Here is a 20,936-nt window from a genome sequence, read left to right as displayed (position 1 = left end):
CATGGCGCTCACGAGAGACCAGATGGCCGCGCGTGCGGCGGCCGAGCTGCCGGACGGCGCGTATGTGAACCTCGGCATCGGCCTGCCCACGCTCGTGCCGAACCACGTCCCGTCCGACGTGACCGTGGTGCTGCAGTCGGAGAACGGCATCCTCGGGGTCGGGCCCTATCCGCGGGAGGACGAGGTCGACCCGGATCTCATCAACGCGGGGAAGGAGACGGTGACCACGCTGCCCGGGGCGGCGTTCTTCGACTCCGCCCTCAGCTTCGGCATGATCCGCGGCGGGAAGATCGATGCCGCGATCCTCGGGGCGATGCAGGTCTCCGCCACGGGCGATCTCGCGAACTGGATGATCCCCGGCAAGATGGTCAAGGGCCCCGGGGGCGCGATGGACCTCGTGCACGGCGCCGGACGGGTGATCGTGCTGATGGAGCACGTCGCCAAGGACGGCTCGGCGAAGATCGTCGACGTCTGCACGCTGCCGTTGACCGGACGCGGCGTCGTGGACCGGATCATCACGGACCTCGCGGTGATCGACGTGACGCCGGACGGGCTCGTCCTGGTCGAGCTCGCGCCCGACGTCTCGGTGGAGCAGGTGCGGCAGGCCACGGAGCCCCCTCTCCGCCTCGCCCCGGAACTGGACAACGGAAGGACCGAGATCAATGAGTGAGAACGACGTCGTCATCGTCGCCGCGGCGCGCACCCCGCAGGGGCGGCTGAAAGGACAGCTCGCCGCGTTCACGGCGCCGCAGCTCGGATCGTTCGCGATCCGCGGTGCGCTGGAGCAGGGCGGGGTGGACCCGGCAGACGTCGATGCGGTCATCGTGGGGCAGGTGCTCGCCGCGGGGTCGGGACAGAACGCCGCCCGTCAGGCCGCCATCGGCGCGGGAATCGGCTGGGACGTCCCCGCCCACTCCGTGAACAAGGTGTGCCTGTCGGGGCTCACGGCCGTGATCGACGCGGCGCGCATGATCCGGACCGGGGACGCCGAGGTCGTCGTCGCCGCCGGCATGGAGTCGATGACCCGTGCACCCCATCTGCTCATGGGATCGCGCGATGGCTGGACCTACGGCACCGTCGAGGTCCTCGACCACATGGCCTACGACGGGCTGACGGACGCCTACGACCGGGAGAGCATGGGCGCGTCCACGGAACGGCACAACGCGCGCTATGAACTCACCCGGGAGGCCCAGGACCAGGTCGCCGCGCTCTCGCATCAGCGGGCCGCCGCCGCGCAGGAGAGCGGTGTGCTGGACGCGGAGATCGTCGCCGTCGAGGTGCCGCAGCGTCGGGGCGAACCCGTGCGGGTGACCCGAGACGAGGGGGTGCGCCCCGAGACCACGGTGGAGACCCTCGCGGGACTGCGAGCCGCCTTCGCCGAGGGCGGCTCGATCACGGCGGGCAACTCGTCCCAGATCTCGGACGGCGCCTCCGCCGTCGTCGTCACGACGCGCGGGACGGCCGAGGCCAAGGGCTGGCCGGTGCTCGTGACCGTCGGGGCGAGCGGCCAGACCGCCGGCCCGGACAATTCGCTCCAGGCGCAGCCCGCGCGGGCGATCGAGCAGGCATGCCGGAAGCAGGGCATCACGCCGCAGGACCTCGACCTCGTGGAGATCAACGAGGCGTTCGGGGCCGTCGTGGCCCGCTCGCAGACGGAGCTCGGGCTGGACGATGAGATCGTCAACGTGCACGGCGGCGGCATCGCGATCGGTCATCCGATCGGTGCCTCCGGCAACCGTCTCGTGGTGCACGTCGCGCACGAGCTGGCCCGCCGGGGAGGCGGAACCGCGGCGGTCGGCCTGTGCGGCGGCGGCGGTCAGGGCGAGGCGCTCATCCTCACCCGGTGACGCGGGAGGCGCGGGGGCGCGTCAGGACCGCTTGTCCTGGGCGTGCCCCTGCGCGTCGGCGAGGGCCTTCTGCGAACGGAACTGCAGACGCTGCGCCTTCTTGGACTTCTTCACCGACTGCGGGGAGTCCGCGTCCACCGGCACGCCGTGGCGCTCGCGGCGCATGTCGACGACCGCGCCGACCGCGAGCGCCATGGTGATGCCCCAGCTCACCCACGACAGGAGCGAGCGCCAGGTGATGGGTTCGTTGCGGGTGCCGCGCAGCAGCGAGATCCCAGCCGAGATCGCGGCGACGAGTCCGGTGCTGAAGAGGTAGCGCATGCCCCTACGGTACCCGTCGGGAGCGCACGCGGCTCGGTGGCTTGACAAGGCGGGGGAGCGACTGTCAGGGCGTGCGTCCCGAGGCACCGGATATCATGGGAGGGTCGCGGTTCGCCCGCGGCCGCAGAAACCGTGTATCTACCGGCCGTCGGCATCTCCGGCGGACAGCGGCGGCACCCGACATCGCGTCGTCGACGCGCGAGAGCCATGACACACGCCAGCACCACGCCCGATATCGCCGAGCCGAGCCTCTTCCGCCTCGCCGGCCTGCCCTACTTCCTCATCGCGTTCATCGCGCGTCTGCCCTTCGCCATGATGGTGGTCGGTGTGCTGACCGTCGTCGTGTCGGCGCGGGAATCCCTGTCGCTCGGCGGGCTCACGTCCGCTGCGGTCGGTCTCGGCACCGCCTGCTTTGGCCCGCTCCTGGGCGCCGCCGCCGACCGCTTCGGCCAGCGCACAGTCCTCCTCGCGCTCGCCGTGGGCAACGCGGCGATGCTCCTGCTCTTCACCGCGGTGGTCTACGGTCCGGCCGCCGACGGCTTCGTGCTTCTCACCGCGATCGGCATCGGTGCGACGGCCCCGCAGGTCGCGCCGCTCTCGCGCTCCCGTCTGGTCACGATCATCGGCGAGCGGATGCCGGCGGAGCGCCGCGCCCGCACGGTCTCCGGCACGATGGCGTACGAGTCGGCCGCCGACGAGACCGTCTTCGTGTTCGGTCCTTTCCTCGTGGGCGTCCTCGCCTCGGCACTCGCGCCCTGGGCCCCGCTGGTCGGCGCCGCCGTGCTGACCCTGGTGTTCGTCGGGGCCTTCGCGCTGCACCCGAGCGGGCGGCATGTCTCGCAGGACCGCACCGAGGACGGTCGGGCGCCCTCCGCCGTGTCCGAGCTGTTCCGGCCGCAGCTCCTCATCGTCGTCCTCGGCATCCTCGGCGTCGGCATCTTCTTCGGCACCATGCTCACCTCGCTCACGTCGTTCATGGCCGACCTCGGTGCCCCGGAGCAGGCGGGCCTGCTGTACGGCGTGATGGGCGTCGGCTCCGCGCTGCTGGCCCTGGGTGTCGCGTGGCTCCCCGCGCGGTTCTCGCTCCGGGCGCGATGGCTCGTCTTCTCCGGAGTCCTCCTCGCCGGCTCACTGCTGCTCGGCATCGTCGACTCGCCGGCGGGGATGATGCTCGCTCTGGCCATCATGGGCATCGGCATCGGTCCGACCCTTGTCACCCAGTACAGCTTCGGAGCGGCGCGGAGCCCCCGTGGCCGGTCGGCGACGGTGATGACGATGCTCGGCTCCGGCGTGATCGTCGGCCAGTCGATCGGCGCCGCGGTGGCGGGGGAGATCGCGGAGAGCCTCGGCACGTCGGCCGCCGTCGTGCTTCCGATGATCGCAGCCGGCATCGCGTTCGCGGCGGGTCTCGCCAACTGGGCCCTCAGCGGTCTGCACCGCGGAACGTCCGCTGTCAAGGCCTGACCGAGGACCAGCGGTCGGCGCTCATCCTCGGTAGGTTGGAAGCTCCTGGACCGAGGAGTGCCCCTGTGACCGCTGCTGATTTCGTCGTCGTCGCCAACCGCCTCCCGGTGGACCGGGTCGTGGGGCCGGACGGCGAGGAGACCTGGCGGACGTCGCCCGGCGGCCTCGTCGCCGCGCTCGAGCCGATGATGCGCCGCGTGCACGGCGCCTGGGTCGGCTGGCCCGGTCAGCCGGACGTGGAGCTCGAGGCCTTCGATGCCGACGGGATCCATCTCATCCCGGTGACGCTGAGCTCCGAGGAGGTCGCGGACTACTACGAGGGCTTCGCCAACGACACGATCTGGCCGCTCTACCACGACGTCATCGCCCCGCCGCAGTACCACCGTGAGTGGTGGGAGGCGTATGTGCGGGTCAACCGCCGGTTCGCCGAGGCCGCCGCGGCCGCCGCCGCTGAGGACGGCACCGTCTGGGTCCACGACTACCAGCTCCAGCTGGTGCCGCAGATGGTCCGCGAGCTGCGCCCCGACGTCACGATCGGCTACTTCCACCACATCCCGTTCCCCGCGCACGGCCTGTACGCCCAGCTTCCGTGGCGCGACCAGGTCCTCCGTGGACTGCTCGGCGCCGACGTCATCGGCTTCCAGCGGGCGCAGGACGCGACCTACTTCCTCACCGCGGTGCGGCGCCGGTTGCGCTACGAGGTGAAAGGGCCGAACATCACGGTCCCGGAGCAGGGCGGCTCACGGACGGCGATCGCCAAGGCGTTCCCGATCTCCATCGACACCGCCCCGTACCTCGAACTCGCCGCGCGGGAGGACGTCCGGGCGCGGGCCGCGGAGATCCGCGCGAGCCTCGGCAACCCCAAGCGCATCCTCCTCGGTGTCGACCGCCTGGACTACACCAAGGGCATCGGGCACCGGATCAAGGCCTACGGCGAGCTCCTCGAAGACGGCCGCCTCGATGTGGAGGACGTCACGCTCATCCAGGTGGCGAGCCCGAGCCGGGAGCGGGTGGACGCCTACGCGCACCTCCGGGACGAGATCGAGCTCGCGGTGGCCCGCATCAACGGCGACCACGACACGGTCGGCCACTCCGCCATCCGCTACCTGCATCAGGGGTACCCGCGCGAGGAGATGGTCGCCCTGTACCTCGCGGCGGACGTCATGCTCGTGACGGCGCTGCGCGACGGCATGAACCTCGTCGCGAAGGAGTACGTCGCCACGCGGACCGACAACCGCGGCGTGCTGGTGCTCAGTGAGTTCACCGGCGCGGCGGACGAGCTCCGTCAGGCCGTGCGCGTCAACCCGCACGACATCGCGGGACTCAAGGACGCGATCATGGAGGCGGTGGAGATGTCGCCCGCCGAGCAGGGACGCCGCATGCGGTCCCTGCGCCGACGGGTGCTGGACAACGACGTGAACGCCTGGTCGTCGTCCTTCCTCGAGGCCCTCGCGGACGCCCGTCGCCGCTGACCGCCCCCCTGCACCCCCCTTCTTCCTCTCGATCGGAGACACCGTGACGCGCCCCTGGATCCCCGGAACCGCCGACGCCGACCTCACCGCCCTTGCGACGACGCCGCGCCTGGTGGTCGCCCTCGACTTCGACGGCACCGCCTCCCCGCTCGTCGTGGACCCCATAGCCGCGCGGGCGCTGCCGGAGGTCGCCGCGCAGATGACGCGCCTGGCCGCGATGCCGGACACGGTCGTCGCCTACGTCTCGGGGCGCAGCATGCACGACCTCCGGGAGATCACCGAGCACACCGACGACTCCGTCGTGGTGCTCGCCGGATCGCACGGCGCGCAGTACTGGTTCCCGGGCGAAGGCGCCGCTGACGCGCCGGGCGATGCGACCGAGGCCGGGGCGCGCGAGGAGCTGTGGGCGGCCGCGCAACCGATCATCGACCGCTACGAGGGGGCGGAGCTGGAGCCCAAGACCTTCGGCATGGGCGTGCACACCCGGCGCGCGGACCGGGACACCGAGGAGAAGGTCTTCGCCGAGATCGACGCCCTCGTCGCCGAGCGCTTCCCGCACTGGCGGCGGCGCGCCGGTCACCGGGTCCTCGAGTTCTCGTCGCGGAACGAGGGCAAGGACGCCGCGATGATCGCCCTCCGGGAGCGCTTCGACGCGACGGGCATCCTCTTCGCCGGCGACGACGTGACCGACGAGGACGCGATGCGCGTGCTGCAGGAGGGCGACCTCGGCGTGCGCGTCGGGCCGGGGGAGAGCGCCGCGACCCTCCGTGTGGACTCCCCACAACAGATCGCCGCGCTTCTGGAGACGCTCGCGAACGAGAGGGCCGTCGCGCAGGAATAGACTCTCGTCATGTCCTCGCATGATCCCTCCACCAGCGCGCCCATCGACATCAAGCCCCGCAGTCGCGTCGTCACCGACGGCATCGAGGCCACGACCTCCCGCGGCATGCTCCGTGCCGTCGGCATGGGGGATGCCGACTGGGACAAGCCGCAGATCGGCATCGCGTCCAGCTGGAACGAGATCACGCCCTGCAACCTGAGTCTCGACCGGCTCGCGCAGGGAGCGAAGGAGGGCGTGCACTCCGGCGGCGGCTACCCGCTGCAGTTCGGCACGATCTCGGTCTCGGACGGCATCTCGATGGGCCACGAGGGGATGCACTTCTCGCTCGTCTCCCGCGAGGTCATCGCCGACTCGGTCGAGACCGTGATGATGGCCGAGCGCCTCGACGGCTCCGTCCTCCTCGCCGGCTGCGACAAGTCCATCCCCGGCATGCTCATGGCCAGCGCGCGCCTCGACCTGTCGAGCGTCTTCCTCTACGCCGGGTCGATCGCGCCGGGCTGGGTCAAGCTCTCCGACGGCACCGAGAAGGACGTCACGATCATCGACTCGTTCGAGGCGGTCGGCGCCTGCCGTGCCGGCCTCATGAGCGAGGAGGACCTCAAGCGCATCGAGTGCGCCATCGCCCCCGGTGAGGGCGCGTGCGGCGGCATGTACACGGCCAACACCATGGCCTCCGTCGCCGAGGCGCTCGGGCTCAGCCTCCCGGGCTCCGCCGCGCCGCCCGCGGCCGACCGTCGTCGCGACTACTTCGCGCACCGGTCGGGCGAGGCGGTCGTGAACCTGCTCCGCCAGGGGATCACGACGCGCGACATCCTCACCAAGGAGGCGTTCGAGAACGCGATCGCCCTCGCGATGGCCCTCGGCGGCTCGACCAACGTCGTCCTCCACCTCCTCGCCATCGCCCGCGAGGCCGAGGTCGAGCTGAGCCTGCACGACTTCAACCGCATCGGCGACAAGGTCCCGCACGTGGCCGACATGAAGCCGTTCGGCAGGTACGTCATGAACGACGTCGACCGGCACGGCGGCATCCCCGTGATCATGAAGGCGATGCTCGACGAAGGTCTGCTGCACGGCGACGCGCTCACCGTCACCGGCATGACGCTCGCCGAGAACCTCGCCGAGCTCGACCCGCAGCCGATCGACGGCGAGGTCATCCACACGTTCGACAACCCCATCCACGCCACCGGCGGACTCACGATCCTGCACGGATCGCTCGCGCCCGAGGGTGCCGTCGTCAAGACCGCCGGCTTCGACGCGGCCGTCTTCGAGGGCCCCGCCCGGGTCTTCGAGCGGGAGCGCGCCGCCATGGACGCGGTCGCCGAGGGCAGCATCGAGCCGGGGACGGTCATCGTCATCCGGTACGAGGGCCCCAAGGGCGGACCGGGCATGCGCGAGATGCTCGCCATCACCGCGGCCATCAAGGGCGCGGGGCTCGGAAAAGATGTACTACTCTTGACGGACGGACGATTCTCAGGCGGCACAACCGGCCTGTGCATCGGCCACATAGCACCCGAAGCGGTGGACGCAGGTCCTATCGCCTTCGTGCGCGATGGTGATCTGATACGGGTCGATATCGCAGCTCGCTCTCTCGATCTACTCGTCGACGAGGCAGAGCTCGCCTCCCGCCGCTCTGGCTGGGAGCCGCTTCCCCCGCGCTACACCCGAGGCGTTCTTGCCAAGTACTCGCGCCTCGTGCGGTCCGCCGCCGAGGGCGCGACGACCGGCTGATCCATCGACCGGCTCAGCAACCGCTCGATCGGAGCGCCGGTGTCCCGCACAGTTCATCAGAAGGAAAGTCATGACTGCTGACTCCGTCTCGGCCGTGCCGAGGCCGCCCGCCCGCCCATCCGCTCCGGAGATCACCGGTGCGGAGGCCGTCGTCCGCTCGCTCGAGCTGCTCGGCGTCACGGACGTCTTCGGCCTTCCCGGCGGCGCGATCCTCCCGGTCTACGACCCGCTCATGGACGCCTCGCAGCTGCGCCACATCCTCGTGCGGCACGAGCAGGGCGCCGGCCACGCGGCCGAAGGCTACGCGTCCGCATCCGGCAAGGTCGGCGTGTGCATCGCCACCTCCGGTCCCGGAGCGACCAACCTCGTCACGGCGATCGCCGACGCCTACATGGACTCGGTGCCGCTGCTGGCGATCACCGGTCAGGTGTTCTCGACGCTGATGGGCACGGATGCGTTCCAGGAGGCCGACATCGTGGGGATCACGATGCCGATCACCAAGCACTCGTTCCTCGTGAAGGACGCCGCGGACATCCCCGGCGCCATCGCCGCGGCCTACGAGATCGCCGGCACCGGGCGCCCCGGCCCGGTGCTCGTGGACATCACCAAGGATGCGCAGCAGGCGACGGCCCCGTTCGTGTGGCCGCCGAAGATCGACCTCCCCGGGTACCGACCGGTGACCAAGGCGCACGGCAAGCAGATCCAGGCGGCCGCCGCCCTCCTCGCGGAGGCGAAGAAGCCGGTGCTGTACGTGGGCGGAGGCGTCGTCCGCGGCCGGGCCGCGGCGGAACTGCTCGAGCTCGCCGAGTCGACCGGAGCGCCCGTCGTGACGACGCTGATGGCGCGCGGCGCGTTCCCGGATTCGCACCCGCAGCACCTGGGCATGCCCGGCATGCACGGCACCGTTCCCGCCGTGCTCGCGCTGCAGGAGGCCGACCTCCTCGTCTCGCTCGGCGCCCGGTTCGACGATCGCGTCACCGGCAAGGCCGCGCTGTTCGCGCCGCACGCGAAGGTCGTGCACGTCGACATCGATCCGGCGGAGATCTCCAAGATCCGCACGGCCGACGTGCCGATCGTGGGCGATGTGCGCGACGTGCTCACCGACCTCGACGCCGCCTTCCGCGGAGCGACGGCCGACGCGAAGCCCGACATCGAGGAGTGGTGGTCGTACCTCGACGGGCTCCGCAACGAGTTCCCCCTCGGGTACGCGCCGACGACCGACGGTCTGCTCGCCCCGCAGTACGTGATCCAGCGCATCGGCGAGCTCACCGGTCCGGAAGGCATCTTCGCCTCCGGTGTGGGACAGCACCAGATGTGGGCCGCGCAGTTCATCAAGTACGAGCGTCCGAACGCCTGGCTGAACTCCGGCGGGGCGGGCACGATGGGCTACTCGGTGCCGGCGGCCATGGGCGCCAAGGTCGCGGAGCCGGAGCGCCAGGTCTGGGCGATCGACGGAGACGGCTGCTTCCAGATGACCAATCAGGAGCTCGCCACCTGCGCGATCAACAACATCCCGATCAAGGTCGCGATCATCAACAACTCGTCGCTGGGCATGGTCCGGCAGTGGCAGACGCTCTTCTACGACGGCCGTCATTCCAACACCGACTTGAACACCGGGCACGGCACGATCCGCATCCCCGACTTCGTGAAGCTCGCGGAGGCGTACGGCTGCCTCGCGATCCGCGTGGAGAAGGAGGAGGAGGTCGACGCCGCCATCCAGCTCGCGCTGGAGACGAACGACCGCCCCGTGGTGATCGACTTCGTCGTGAGCGCCGACTCCATGGTGTGGCCGATGGTGCCGCAGGGGGTCAGCAACAGCTATGTCCAGTACGCGCGCGACCACGCGCCCGCGTTCGACGAGGAGGACTGAGCCATGTCGACCCACGTCCTGAGCTTGCTGGTGGAGAACACCCCCGGCCTCCTGACCCGCGTCGCCGGCCTGTTCGCGCGCCGGGGCTTCAACATCGACTCCCTCGCCGTCGGCGTGACCGAGGTGCCGGGGATCTCCCGCATCACGGTCGTCGTCGACGTGGAGGAGCTCCCGCTCGAGCAGGTGACCAAGCAGCTCAACAAGCTGATCAACGTCATCAAGATCGTCGAGCTCGACCCGGCGTCGTCCGTGCAGCGCGAGCACATGCTCGTGAAGGTGCGCACGGACAACGCCAGCCGTTCGAACGTGATCGAGGTCGTCAACCTCTTCCGCGCCTCGGTCGTCGACTACGCCGCCGACGCCCTCGTCATCGAGGTCACCGGGGACAAGGGCAAGGTCGAGGCGCTGCTGCGCGCTCTGGAGCCCTTCGGCATCAAGGAGATCGCCCAGTCCGGCCTCCTCGCGATCGGCCGCGGCGGCAAGAGCATCACCGAGCGCGTCCTGCGCGGCTGACCCTTCGACAGACTCAGGGACCGCGCGTCCCGCACAACCACAACCAAGGAGAGAAACCAGTGAGCACCGAGATCTTCTACGACGACGACGCCGACCTGTCCCTGATCCAGGGCAAGAAGGTCGCCATCGTCGGCTACGGCTCGCAGGGCCACGCCCACGCCCAGAACCTGCGCGACTCGGGTGTCGAGGTCGCGATCGCCCTCAAGGAGGGCTCGAAGTCCGCCGCGAAGGCCGAGGAGGCCGGCTTCCCCGTGAGGACCGTCGCCGAGGCGACCGAGTGGGCCGACGTCATCATGATCCTCGCGCCGGACCAGCACCAGCGCACGATCTACAGCGAGTCCATCGCCCCGAACCTGACGGCGGGCAAGACCCTGGCCTTCGCGCACGGCTTCAACATCCGCTTCGGCTACATCGATGCTCCCGAGGGTGTCGACGTGATCCTCGTCGCGCCGAAGGCTCCCGGTCACACCGTGCGTCGCGAGTTCGTCGCCGGTCGTGGTATCCCGGACATCATCGCCGTCGAGCGCGACGCGTCCGGCCAGGCCTGGGACCTCGCGCTCTCGTACGCGAAGGCGATCGGCGGCACCCGCGCCGGCGTCATCAAGACGACCTTCACCGAGGAGACCGAGACCGACCTGTTCGGCGAGCAGGCCGTGCTCTGCGGTGGCATGAGCCACCTGGTGCAGGCGGGCTTCGAGACCCTCGTCGAGGCGGGCTACCAGCCGCAGATCGCCTACTTCGAGGTGCTGCACGAGCTCAAGCTCATCGTCGACCTCATGTGGGAGGGCGGCATCGCCAAGCAGCGCTGGTCGATCTCCGACACCGCCGAGTTCGGCGACTACGTCTCCGGCCCGCGCGTGATCGACGAGCGCGTCAAGGAGAGCATGAAGGGCGTCCTGTCCGACATCCAGTCCGGTGCGTTCGCGAAGCGCTTCATCGAGGATCAGGACAACGGGGCCGAGGAGTTCCTCGCCCTCCGTGCCAAGGAGGAGCAGCACCCCATCGAGGCGACCGGCAAGGAGCTGCGTTCGCTCTTCGCCTGGAAGCAGCAGGACGAGGACTACGTCGACGGCAGCGCCGCGCGCTGATTCGACTCGCGAACGAACGGGCGTCCCTCCGGGGGCGCCCGTTCGGCGTTCCGTACGGCATTCCGGGGCGCAGACATCGGATGTCTATGCCAGGATGGACGCATGCGACAGGAATGGTTTGATGACGCCCGCTTCGGCATGTTCGTCCACTTCGGCCTCTACAGCGGGGCCGCGCGGCACGAGTGGGTGCAGAACTACGAACGCCTCACCGACGAGGAGTACCGCCCCTACTTCGACAACTTCGATCCCGACCTCTTCGATGCCGCGGCCCTGGCGAAGACCGCCAAGGAGACGGGGATGGGCTACGTCGTGCTCACGACGAAGCACCACGACGGCTTCTGCCTCTGGGACTCGAAGCTGACCGACTTCACCTCCGTCACGGCGGTCGGGCGGGACCTCGTGCGCGAGTACGTCGACGCCCTTCGTGCCGAGGGCATCCGCGTCGGCCTCTACCACTCGGTCATCGACTGGCATCACCCCGACTTCACGGTGGACTGGAACCACCCCCGACGCGACGACGAGAACGCGCACGCCCTGAACGAGGGGCGCGACATGGCCCGTTACCGCGAGTACCTGCACGGCCAGGTCCGCGAGCTGCTCACCGAGTACGGCGACATCGACTACCTGTTCTTCGACTTCACCTACCCGGAGTCCAAGGACGGCTGGGAGGGGAAGGGACCGCAGGACTGGGACGCCGAGGCGCTGCTCGCGCTGTGTCGCGAGCTGCAGCCGGACATGCTCGTCAACGACCGGCTCGGCATCCCCGCGGACTTCGTGACGCCCGAGCAGTACCAGCCGACGGCTCCGATCGTCCGCGACGGGGTGCCCCTGGTGTGGGAGGCGTGCCAGACGCTCAACGGCTCCTGGGGCTATCACCGGGACAACACCGACCAGAAGTCGCCGGTGCTGCTCGTGCAGATGCTCGTCGACTCGGTGTCGATGGGCGGCAACATGCTGCTCAACATCGGTCCGGACGGGCGCGGGGCGATCGCGCCCCGGGACGCGGCGACTCTCGCCGAGATCGGGGAGTGGATGCGCCTCCACGACCGCGCCGTGATCGGGGCCGGCCACGCGCCGTTCACGCCGCCCCGAGAGGGCGTGTACACGCTCCGCGGCGACCGGCTCTACCTGAGCCTGTTCAGCTGGCCGCTGGGCTTCGTGCATCTGCCCGGCCTTGCGGGCAAGGTCTCGTATGCGCGCCTGCTGAACGACGGGTCCTGGCTGCGTACGAGCGTCAGCGACCCGGACCAGCAGGCCGACCTGATGACGCCGGCAGGCGAGGCCGAGGGGACGCTCACGGTGCATCTCCCGGTGCGGCGTCCCGACGTGCTGATGCCGGTCATCGAGCTGCGCCTGACGGGGGAGTGAGGCCGTCGGTGGCGGCGGCTCAGGCCGTCGCCACCGGGATCTCCATGCCCTCCAGCGCGAGGCGTGCGGCGCCGTGCAGGATCGCGTCCGCTCCGGTGGCTGCGGCTTCGATCCGCAGGCGCTGGGTCGCGAGCGGGTGGCAGGCCTCGTAGACCCGGCTGCGCACCGCGGCGATGAACGGCTCGGAGGCGCTCATGCTCCCGGTCAGGAAGAGGGCATGCGGGTTGAAGAAGTTCACGACCCCGGAGAGCGCCTGACCCAGGTGGGTCCCCGCCGTGCGGACGAGCGTCGTCGCCAGCGGGTCCGCGTCCCGTGCCAGTGTCAGCACGTCGGCCGTGGTGCGGACGACGGTGTTGCCGCGCTCGCGCATCTGGCGGACGAGGCTCGCGCCGCTGGCCACCGTCTCCAGGCAGCCGGTGTTGCCGCAGGAGCAGGGGATGTCCCCGCTGCCGTCGATCCGCGTGTGCGTGATGTCGCCGGCCGCAGCGGTGGCCCCGCGGTGGATGTGGCCGTCCACGATCATCCCGCTGCCGATCGCGGTGCCCGCCTTGACGGTGATGCTGTGCTGGGTGTGCCCGAGCTGGCGACGGTGCTCGCCGAGGGCGGCGAGGTTGGCGTCGTTGTCGACGAAGACGGAAACGCCGTGGCGTGCCGAGAGGTGCTCGCCGACGCGGAATCCGGGCCACCCCGGCATCCGCGAGGGCTGATCCACGGCGCCGGTCTCGACGTCGACGGGGCCGGGCAGGCTCACCCCGATCGCGTGGACTCGCGTCTCGGCGAGCAGGCGCTCGAACACCTCCGACACTCTCTCCAGTGTCGCCTCCGGGCCGTCCGCGACGTCGATCGCGATGGTCTCCGAGCGGAGCAGGCCGCCGCTGAGGTCGTGCCGGCCGATGCGGGCATGGCGCCCGCCGAGATCGGCGGACAGCACGATGCCGTCGCCGGCGATCCGGAGCACGCGCGGCCGTCGTCCGCCGCGGGAAGTGCCGGCCCCGGCCTCCTCCAGCACGCCGGCATCGAGAAGCGCCTGCACGCGCAGGCCGACGGTGGAGGCGGCCACGCCGAGAGCGGAGGCGAGCTCCGAGCGGGAGCGGGCCTGCCCGCGCGCGACGAAGTCGAGGATGCGCCGTGTGTGCGGGTCGTCGACGGGGGTGTCGGCGGGGTTCGTCATGGAGGTCCTTCGTCTCGGAGCATGGTCAGCGTAGCGGGGGGATGTCGCATGTTTCGGAGGCGTGACGAATTATCACCACCCGATAAACATCGGATGTTCAGCTTGCGGCACCCTGCGAACTATGACAGCGTAACTTCATACGAAATCCTACTTGGTTAGTTCGAGTCTCGAAATAACCGTTCCCTTCTCAGGAGGCATTCAATGAAGAAGTTGCGTGTGGGGGCTGTCGCCGCTGTCGCGGGCGTGGCCGTGGCGATGACCGGCTGTGCGAGCAGCGGGGGATCCGGAGGCTCGGCCGACGGCGACACCGTCGTCGTGGACATGTGGGCCGGCAGCGAGTCGGACGTCGACGCGCTGGAGGCGCAGATCGAGTTCGCGCAGAAGCAGAACCCGGACATCGAGATCAAGCTGCAGACCTCGCCGTGGAGCGACTTCTTCACGAAGCTCACCACCAACATGGCCAGCGGCAACATGGCCTGCATCACCGGCATGAGCGGTGCGCAGCTCGGCGGCTACACGGCGGGCTTCCGTCAGCTCAGCGACGAGGACCTCGAGACCGCCGGCATCGACTGGTCGGAGTTCAACCCGAGCGCGGACGGCATCCTCAGCTTCGAGGGCAAGGTCTACGGCGTGCCGTTCGACGTCGCCACCATGCTCGTCTACTACAACCAGGACATGCTGACGGCCACCGGCGCCGCGACTCCGGAGATCGGCTGGACGTTCGACGACTTCGCCACGATCGCGGCCGACGCCACGAAGGACGGCAAGTACGGCTTCGGCATGGGCATGGGCGGCTACCAGTGGATGTCGATGCCGATCGCGTACTCCGCCACGCAGCCCGCCTCCGAAGACGGCACACTGCACATCGACGACGAGGACTTCGTCGACGCGGCGTCCTGGTACGCCGGCCTGGTCACCGAGAAGAAGGTCGCGGCTCCGGTCGCCTCCGCGTCGGACACCGGCTGGGGCGAGAACCAGTACACGGGCGGCAACGCGGCGATGGCCGTCGACGGCACCTGGAACGCGGTCAGCTACCTCAACAACGAGTCCGGCTTCGCCGCCGGCATGGTGCCGCTGCCCGCCGGCGTGGACGGCAACCCCGGTCCCATCCTCGGCTCCGGCTACGGCATCGCCGAGAACTGCAAGAACCCGGAGGCCGCGCTGAAGGTGCTCGGCTCCCTCGTCGGCGAGGACGCGCAGGACTACATCGCCTCGTCCGGCCGCTCCTACCCGGCCCGCACCTCGTCGCAGCCGCTGTACTTCGAGTCGATCGACGAGCAGTACCGGGACCAGGTCCAGTCGGTGTTCGAGGCCGCGTTCGGCGACACGGTGCCGCTCTACATGACCAAGAACTGGCAGAAGCTCGACAGCTACATCCAGCCCAACCTCGTCAGCGTCTACAACGGCCAGATGACGATGGAGGAGCTGCTGTCGAACGCCCAGGCGCAGTTCGGCGAGTGAGCCGGATCCGGCCCGCACAGCAGTAACAGAGAAAGACGACGAGATGACGATCACGACGAGACGTCGAGGATCGCTCGCCAAGGTCGAGGGCCGCCAGGCGCTGGGTTTCGCAAGCCCGGCCCTGGTGGGCCTCGCCCTGTTCACGATCGTGCCCGTGGGGCTGTCGATCGTGATGAGCGTGTTCGACTGGCCGACCTTCGGCGAACGCACCTTCAACGGGGTGGACAACTACGTCAAGTTGTTCACCAGCAGTCCGGACTTCTGGCCCGCGCTGCGGAACTCGGCCGTGTACACGCTGCTGTACGTGCCGTTGAGCGTCGCTCTCTCGCTCGTGCTCGCCCTCGGACTCGGCCCCCGCATCCGCGGCCGCGGTGCCCTGCGCGTCCTCTTCTTCATCCCCGTCGTGACCCCGATGGTCGCGAACGTCCTGGTGTGGAAGATGATGCTGCAGCCCCAGGGGCTCTTCAACGGCCTCTCGGTCACCTGGTTCGGCATCGAGCTGCCGAACTTCCTCGCCGACCCCAACTGGGCGATGATCATGGTCGTCGTCATGAGCGTCTGGCAGGGTCTCGGCTACAACATGCTGATCTTCTCCGCGGCCCTCGAGCAGCTCCCGGAGAGCGTGCTGGAGGCCGCCAGTATCGACGGTGCGCAGGGGTTCCGGCGGGTCTGGAGCATCATCATCCCGATGATCTCGCCGTCGATCTTCTTCGCGACGATCATGACGATGATCACCTCGCTCCAGGTCTTCGTCCAGCCGCAGATGCTCACCGGAGGCGGCCCCGGCAACGCCACCAAGCCTCTCGTGATGTACATCTGGGAGCAGGGCTTCACCTTCGGCGACCTCGGGCTCGCCGCCGCCGCCGCATGGATCCTCTTCGCGATCATCATCGCGATCACGGGCATCCAGTTCGCCGCACAGAAGAAGTGGGTGCACTATGAGCACTGAGACCCTCGTCCGGCCCACCGGCACCGCCCCGCGGCGTCAGCGCGAGCGCGAGCGGGCCCGCGGCGCGGCGACAACGCCCGGCGCCCGTGCCCGGCTGATCCTCGCGCACGTCACCATCTACGTCGCGGCGCTCATCTTCATCGCGCCGCTCGTCTACGCGTTCTTCTCGGCCCTCAAGCCGAACTCCGAGATGTTCTCGATGCCGCCCACCCTCGTGGGCTCCGAGATCCGCTGGAGCAACTTCGTCGACGTCTTCGCCTACGGACCGTTCCTGACGTACATCATGAACTCGTTCATCGTGGCGATCGGCGGCACCCTGGTCGTGCTCGTGGTGTCGACCACGGCCGGATACGCGTTCGGGCGCCTGCGGTGGAAGGGCAGGGACGCGGTGTTCGTCCTCTTCCTCGCCACCCTGATGGTGCCCGCCGAGGTGCTCGTCATCCCCATGTTCCAGGTCATGCAGTGGTTCAACTGGGTCGACACCTATCAGGCGCTCATCCTGCCCTTCGCGTTCGGCGCCTTCGGCACGTTCCTGATGCGGCAGTTCTTCCGCGGCATCCCCTACGAGCTGGAGGAGGCGGCCCGTGTCGACGGCGCGGGTCCCGTCCGGTCGTTCCTGCAGATCATCCTGCCGCTGTCGAAGTCCGCGGTCGCCGTGCTCGCAGTCTTCACCTTCCTCTCGTTCTGGAACAGCTACCTCTGGCCCCTCATCGTCACCGTCGACTACAACGCGCACGGCACGCTGCCCGTCGGTCTGGCGAGCTTCGCCGGCCTCACCGGCACCCGCTGGGACCTGCAGATGGCCGCCGCCATCATCTCGATGATCCCCACCACCCTGCTCGTGATCGTGCTGCAGAAGCACCTGGTTAAGGGCATCGCGATGGCCGGACTGGGCGGACGATGAGCGCCGTCGGGCAGCAGACGGACGACCCTCGACGAACCACCACAGGCCTCGCGGCCGACCTGGCGCTGGCCGGGGTGGACATCGGGGGCACGAAGATCGCGGCCCTCGTCGTGGACGCCTTCGGAGTCGTCCTCGCACGCGGGAGCGTACCGGCGCCCGCGAGCGTCGGCGGCGCGGCGATGGCGGATGCGGCGGCCGGTCTCGTCGCGCGGCTCGCAGCCGAGGCCGGTGTCACGGTCGCCGCGGTGGGGGTGGGCGCCGCGGGGGTCATCGACCACGAGAGCGGCACCATCCGCGCCGCGTCCGCCCTGTTCGCGGACTGGGCGGGTTTCCCGCTCGGCCCGGAGCTGGCGCAGCGCCTCGGCGTCCCGGTGCGGGTGGAGAACGACGTGAACGCCTTCCTCCTCGGTGAAGCCGCCGCGGCGGGTCCGAGCGTGCCCGATGTGCTCGGTGTGATGCTCGGCACGGGCGTCGGCGGCGCGCTGGTCATCGGCGGGGAGCTGCACCACGGCCCGCACGGCGCGGCCGGGGAGATCGGGCACACGCCCGGTTACAGCGACCTCGGCTGCACCTGCGGGCAGACCGGTCACCTGGAGACCCTGGCCTCCGGGACGTCGATCGCCCGGCGCTTCGAGGAGCGCACCGGGCGTCCGGTCAACGATGCCAGGGAGGTCGCGGAGGCCGCCAGGGCCGGCGACGCCGACGCCCGCGCGGTGTTCGACGACGCCGGGCGTGCGCTCGCTCTCGCCTGTGCGAGCGCCGCGACGCTCCTCGACCTGCCGACCGCCATCGTCGGCGGCGGGGTCACGGCGGCCTGGGACCTCCTGTCGCCATCTATCGAGCAGACCCTGCGCACCGACGCCCCGGTGTCCGGCATCGCGCTGCGCATCGTTCCCGCCGTCCTGGGCGCCGACGCCGTCGCGCTCGGCGCCATCGAGAGCGCCCGGCGCGCCCTCGCCCCCGTTTCCTGACCACGACTGCGACCGCAGAGGAGAACAGCACCGTGACCGCACGCCCGGAAGCCCACGAGATCTGGATGGGTCCGCTGCCGCCGCTCGCCGAGGGCGGGCTCGCGCGGCCCCGGATCGGCATCGGCGGCATCTCCATCGAGTCGAGCACGTTCTCCCCGCACATCTCCGGGGACGAGGCCTTCACGATCCGGACCGGAGACGCGCTGCGCGCGTACTACCCGTTCCTCGATGCCGGGCGTGAGCTCGCCGAGGCCGCGGAGTGGGTCCCGCTCACCCACGGCCGGTCGCTGCCCGGCGGCGCCGTGGACCCGGACACCTATCAGCGGATGAAGGAGGCGCTCGTCGAGGGGATCCGCGCGCAGGGGCCGCTCGACGGCTTCTTCTTCGACATCCACGGCGCGATGAGCGTCGTCGGGATGGACGATGCCGAGGGTGATCTGGCCCTCGCGGTGCGCGCGGCGTTGGGGCCGGACACCCTCGTCTCCACGTCGATGGACCTGCACGGGAACGTGTCGGAGACGCTGCGCGACGCGGTGGATCTGCTCACCTGCTATCGCATGGCCCCGCACGAGGATTGGCTCAACACGAAGGAGCGGGCGGTGTGGAACCTGCTCGACCGTCTCCGCGGCCCGCACGGCGGCGACGTGCAGGCGCGGCGGCCCTTCACCGCCTGGGTGCCCGTACCCGTGCTGCTGCCGGGGGAGAAGACGAGCACGCGGCTGGAGCCCGCGCAGAGCATCTATGCCGAGCTCCCCGAGATCGAGGCCCTGCCCGGTGTCGTCGACGCCTCGGTGTGGATCGGCTACGCGTGGGCGGACGAGCCGCGCTGTCAGGCCTACGTCGTGGTCACCGGGGACGACCGGGAGGTCATCGCCCGGGAAGCGGAGCGCGTGGCCCGGATGTTCTGGGAGGCGCGGGAGGACTTCGTGTTCGTCGCGAAGACCGGAAGCCTCGACGAGGCGCTGGAGGAGGCTCTGGCGTCCGGAGCCCCGCGTCCGTACGTGATCTCCGACTCCGGGGACAACCCGACGGCCGGGGGAGCGGGGGATGTGACCTGGACCCTCGCCCACCTGCTCCAGCGACCCGAGCTCACCGACGGGACGCACACGACGCTGGTCGCCTCGATCTTCGATCCGCGGGCCGTCGCCGAAGCCGTGGAGGCGGGCGTCGGTGCGACGGTCACGCTGTCCGCCGGAGCCGCGGTCGACTCCGGGCCCCACGGACCGGTCGAGATCACCGGCACGGTGTTCTCCGTCACCGATGGCGACCCGGACGCCGACACCCAGGTGGTGATCGCGGTCGGCGGGCTGCACGCCATCGTGACCGCGCGCCGCAAGCCCTTCCACCACCTCTCCGACTTCCGGATGCTGGGACTCGAGCCGACGACGGCCGACGTCGTGGTCGTGAAGATCGGCTATCTGGAGCCGGAGCTGTATGAGCTGGCCGCGGGATGGACGCTGGCGCTCACCCCGGGCGGGGTCGACCAGGACCTGCTCCGGCTCGGGCACCACCGCGTGCGTCCCGGGGTGTTCCCGTTCGACACGACCGGCGACCCCGACCTGACCGCGGTGGTCGTGCGCCGCGGCGCCGATGAGGAGGACACGGCATCATGATGAACTTCGAGAAGCGCACCGGCCCCGACTTCGGTGCGACGGCCCCGGTCTACCCGGCGAACGGCGTGCCGGACTGGTACCGCGACGCCAAGCTCGGCTTCTTCGTGCACTGGGGCCTGTACTCCGTCCCGGCGTGGGCCGTGCAGCACGGCGAGGGCGTGAACATCCCCACCGAGGACGCCTACGCGTGGCACCAGTACGCGGAGTGGTACGGCAACACGGTCCGCATCCCGGGGAGCCCGACGTGGGAGCGCCACCAGCGCACCTACGGACCCGGGACCTCGTACGAGGACCTCGCCGACCGATGGGACGCCGCCGCGTTCGATGCCGACGCCTTCGTCGGTGAGCTGGTGTCGGCGGGGGCCCGCTATGTCGTGCCCACGACCAAGCACCACGAGGGGTTCTGTCTGTGGGACACCGCCACGACGGGATTCAACGCCGTCGCGCGCGGCCCTCGTCGCGACCTCATCTCCGAGTTCCACGACGCCACGCGGCGGGCCGGGGCCAGGTTCGGCGTGTACTACTCCGGAGCGCTCGACTGGCACGTGAGCGACTTCCCGCCGATCGAGTCGGACACCGACCTGTTCCGGTTCCGTCGCAACGACGCCCACTTCTCCCAGTACGCCGCCGCGCAGCTCGAGGAGCTCGTGGACCGGTTCGCGCCCGACGTGCTGTGGAACGACATCGAGTGGCCGGACGGCGGCAAGGGCACGGAGGACTACGCCGTGGCCGCACTGCTGCGGCGTTACTTCGACGCCGTCCCGGACGGCGTCGTCAACGACCGGTGGGGCGTGCCGTACCACGGCTTCCTCACCCGCGAATACACGGACATCCCGGACATCATCCCCGAGCCCTGGGAGTCGACCCGCGGGCTCGGCTACTCGTTCGGGTTCAACCAGGCGGAGGACGAGCGGCACTCGCTCTCCGGGGCGGCCCTGATCCGGCTCCTCGTCGACGTCGTCGCGAAGAACGGCAACCTGCTCATCAACGTGGGTCCCGCGGCGGACGGGTCCATTCCGGCGCTGCAGCGGAAGGCGATGCAGGAGCTCGGCGGCTGGCTGTCCGTGAACGGCGCGGCGATCTACGGCACACGGCCCTGGACGCGGATAGGGGAGCGGACGGGGGCTCCTCGTCGCTACACCACGTCGACCGATGCGGTGCACATGCACGCGCTGGACCCGGCGGCAGGCGAGTTCGAGCTGCCGTCCGAGCTCGCGGGCGCTGCGCTGTCGTGGGCGGACGGGACTCCGGCCCAGACGTTCGCGGACGGCGGTTCGACCCGCATCGTGATCCCGGCCGGACTCCGCGAGGCTCCGGTCGCCGTGCTCACCGCGCACGGCGCCTGACACAGGCTC

Annotated in this window: 18 protein-coding genes; 16 read left to right on the top strand and 2 right to left on the bottom strand. The window is 70.1% G+C overall.

Going from position 1 to position 20,936, the window contains the following annotated elements:
* Position 1: 1 nt before the first annotated feature.
* Both AUV07_RS06890 and AUV07_RS06885 read left to right on the top strand, forming a co-directional pair.
* Positions 2-670 carry a CoA transferase subunit B gene (locus tag AUV07_RS06890; protein WP_180964636.1) on the top strand — a complete coding sequence of 223 codons (669 nt, stop codon included), beginning with the start codon at positions 2-4 and terminating at the stop codon, positions 668-670.
* Entirely contained in the window at positions 663-1,847 is a 1,185-nt protein-coding gene (locus AUV07_RS06885; RefSeq protein WP_062634847.1) for an acetyl-CoA C-acetyltransferase, read from the top strand. The genes AUV07_RS06890 and AUV07_RS06885 overlap by 8 nt, the downstream gene beginning before the upstream one ends.
* Before the next feature lie 21 nt (positions 1,848-1,868).
* Here the strand turns inward: AUV07_RS06885 and AUV07_RS06880 are convergent, their stop codons facing one another.
* Positions 1,869-2,168, bottom strand: a complete 300-nt coding sequence (locus tag AUV07_RS06880; RefSeq protein WP_025103262.1) for a hypothetical protein — start codon at positions 2,166-2,168, stop codon at positions 1,869-1,871.
* 207 nt (positions 2,169-2,375) lie between these two features.
* On the opposite strand from AUV07_RS06880, the gene AUV07_RS06875 reads away from it, so the two are divergent.
* The 8 genes from AUV07_RS06875 to AUV07_RS06840 all read left to right on the top strand — a co-directional run bounded on the left by AUV07_RS06875 (position 2,376) and on the right by AUV07_RS06840 (position 12,512).
* Complete coding sequence (locus AUV07_RS06875; protein ID WP_062634845.1) at positions 2,376-3,632, top strand: MFS transporter; 1,257 nt, start codon at positions 2,376-2,378, stop codon at positions 3,630-3,632.
* A 65-nt stretch (positions 3,633-3,697) separates the two neighbouring features.
* Complete coding sequence (locus AUV07_RS06870; RefSeq protein ID WP_062634843.1) at positions 3,698-5,104, top strand: alpha,alpha-trehalose-phosphate synthase (UDP-forming); 1,407 nt, start codon at positions 3,698-3,700, stop codon at positions 5,102-5,104.
* Positions 5,105-5,147: 43 nt separating this feature from the next.
* A complete protein-coding gene (gene otsB / locus AUV07_RS06865; protein WP_082802874.1) occupies positions 5,148-5,945 on the top strand; it encodes a trehalose-phosphatase in 798 nt (265 codons plus the stop codon).
* Positions 5,946-5,954: 9 nt separating this feature from the next.
* Positions 5,955-7,673 carry a dihydroxy-acid dehydratase gene (ilvD, locus tag AUV07_RS06860; RefSeq protein ID WP_062634841.1) on the top strand — a complete coding sequence of 573 codons (1,719 nt, stop codon included), beginning with the start codon at positions 5,955-5,957 and terminating at the stop codon, positions 7,671-7,673.
* Between the two features lie 70 nt (positions 7,674-7,743).
* Positions 7,744-9,543, top strand: coding sequence for an acetolactate synthase large subunit (locus AUV07_RS06855; RefSeq protein ID WP_025103267.1), 1,800 nt, complete (start codon positions 7,744-7,746; stop codon positions 9,541-9,543).
* 3 nt (positions 9,544-9,546) lie between these two features.
* Positions 9,547-10,056, top strand: coding sequence for an acetolactate synthase small subunit (gene ilvN, locus AUV07_RS06850; protein WP_025103268.1), 510 nt, complete (start codon positions 9,547-9,549; stop codon positions 10,054-10,056).
* Positions 10,057-10,115: 59 nt separating this feature from the next.
* Entirely contained in the window at positions 10,116-11,144 is a 1,029-nt protein-coding gene (gene ilvC, locus AUV07_RS06845; protein ID WP_062634839.1) for a ketol-acid reductoisomerase, read from the top strand.
* 102 nt (positions 11,145-11,246) lie between these two features.
* The gene (locus AUV07_RS06840) at positions 11,247-12,512 is read left to right on the top strand and encodes an alpha-L-fucosidase (RefSeq protein WP_062634837.1); all 1,266 of its coding nucleotides are present in this window, start codon (positions 11,247-11,249) and stop codon (positions 12,510-12,512) included.
* Between the two features lie 19 nt (positions 12,513-12,531).
* On the opposite strand, the gene AUV07_RS06835 is transcribed toward AUV07_RS06840, so the two are convergent.
* Entirely contained in the window at positions 12,532-13,683 is a 1,152-nt protein-coding gene (locus tag AUV07_RS06835; protein WP_062634834.1) for an ROK family transcriptional regulator, read from the bottom strand.
* A gap of 201 nt (positions 13,684-13,884) precedes the next feature.
* Here AUV07_RS06835 and AUV07_RS06830 point away from each other — a divergent pair, with 201 nt between their 5' ends.
* The 6 genes from AUV07_RS06830 to AUV07_RS06805 all read left to right on the top strand — a co-directional run bounded on the left by AUV07_RS06830 (position 13,885) and on the right by AUV07_RS06805 (position 20,927).
* Positions 13,885-15,144 carry an ABC transporter substrate-binding protein gene (locus AUV07_RS06830; RefSeq protein ID WP_062634832.1) on the top strand — a complete coding sequence of 420 codons (1,260 nt, stop codon included), beginning with the start codon at positions 13,885-13,887 and terminating at the stop codon, positions 15,142-15,144.
* Between the two features lie 43 nt (positions 15,145-15,187).
* Complete coding sequence (locus tag AUV07_RS06825; RefSeq protein ID WP_025103273.1) at positions 15,188-16,093, top strand: carbohydrate ABC transporter permease; 906 nt, start codon at positions 15,188-15,190, stop codon at positions 16,091-16,093.
* Entirely contained in the window at positions 16,083-16,997 is a 915-nt protein-coding gene (locus AUV07_RS06820; protein ID WP_025103274.1) for a carbohydrate ABC transporter permease, read from the top strand. Before AUV07_RS06825 ends, AUV07_RS06820 begins: the two co-directional genes overlap by 11 nt.
* Positions 16,994-17,968: an ROK family protein gene (locus AUV07_RS06815; protein WP_062634830.1), complete on the top strand. Its 975-nt coding sequence runs from the start codon at positions 16,994-16,996 to the stop codon at positions 17,966-17,968. The genes AUV07_RS06820 and AUV07_RS06815 overlap by 4 nt, the downstream gene beginning before the upstream one ends.
* Before the next feature lie 65 nt (positions 17,969-18,033).
* Positions 18,034-19,581: a M81 family metallopeptidase gene (locus AUV07_RS06810; protein WP_331709276.1), complete on the top strand. Its 1,548-nt coding sequence runs from the start codon at positions 18,034-18,036 to the stop codon at positions 19,579-19,581.
* Entirely contained in the window at positions 19,578-20,927 is a 1,350-nt protein-coding gene (locus AUV07_RS06805; protein WP_062634826.1) for an alpha-L-fucosidase, read from the top strand. The genes AUV07_RS06810 and AUV07_RS06805 overlap by 4 nt, the downstream gene beginning before the upstream one ends.
* The last annotated feature ends 9 nt before the right edge of the window (positions 20,928-20,936 follow it).

The organism is Microbacterium sp. CH1 (assembly GCF_001595495.1).
Taxonomy (GTDB): Bacteria; Actinomycetota; Actinomycetes; order Actinomycetales; family Microbacteriaceae; genus Microbacterium.
Note: the sequence above shows the minus strand (reverse complement) of the source record. Positions and strands in the feature narration are given on the sequence as shown.

Coding starts and splice junctions, on each gene's coding strand:
- AUV07_RS06875 (WP_062634845.1), top strand. CDS start 2,376: ATGACACACGCCAGCACCACGCCCGATATCGCCGAGCCGAGCCTCTTC.
- AUV07_RS06810 (WP_331709276.1), top strand. CDS start 18,034: ATGGGTCCGCTGCCGCCGCTCGCCGAGGGCGGGCTCGCGCGGCCCCGG.
- AUV07_RS06815 (WP_062634830.1), top strand. CDS start 16,994: ATGAGCGCCGTCGGGCAGCAGACGGACGACCCTCGACGAACCACCACA.
- AUV07_RS06830 (WP_062634832.1), top strand. CDS start 13,885: ATGAAGAAGTTGCGTGTGGGGGCTGTCGCCGCTGTCGCGGGCGTGGCC.
- AUV07_RS06805 (WP_062634826.1), top strand. CDS start 19,578: ATGATGAACTTCGAGAAGCGCACCGGCCCCGACTTCGGTGCGACGGCC.
- AUV07_RS06820 (WP_025103274.1), top strand. CDS start 16,083: ATGAGCACTGAGACCCTCGTCCGGCCCACCGGCACCGCCCCGCGGCGT.
- ilvN (WP_025103268.1), top strand. CDS start 9,547: ATGTCGACCCACGTCCTGAGCTTGCTGGTGGAGAACACCCCCGGCCTC.
- AUV07_RS06855 (WP_025103267.1), top strand. CDS start 7,744: ATGACTGCTGACTCCGTCTCGGCCGTGCCGAGGCCGCCCGCCCGCCCA.
- AUV07_RS06825 (WP_025103273.1), top strand. CDS start 15,188: ATGACGATCACGACGAGACGTCGAGGATCGCTCGCCAAGGTCGAGGGC.
- AUV07_RS06835 (WP_062634834.1), bottom strand. CDS start 13,683: ATGACGAACCCCGCCGACACCCCCGTCGACGACCCGCACACACGGCGC.
- AUV07_RS06880 (WP_025103262.1), bottom strand. CDS start 2,168: ATGCGCTACCTCTTCAGCACCGGACTCGTCGCCGCGATCTCGGCTGGG.
- AUV07_RS06890 (WP_180964636.1), top strand. CDS start 2: ATGGCGCTCACGAGAGACCAGATGGCCGCGCGTGCGGCGGCCGAGCTG.
- AUV07_RS06840 (WP_062634837.1), top strand. CDS start 11,247: ATGCGACAGGAATGGTTTGATGACGCCCGCTTCGGCATGTTCGTCCAC.
- AUV07_RS06885 (WP_062634847.1), top strand. CDS start 663: ATGAGTGAGAACGACGTCGTCATCGTCGCCGCGGCGCGCACCCCGCAG.
- ilvD (WP_062634841.1), top strand. CDS start 5,955: ATGTCCTCGCATGATCCCTCCACCAGCGCGCCCATCGACATCAAGCCC.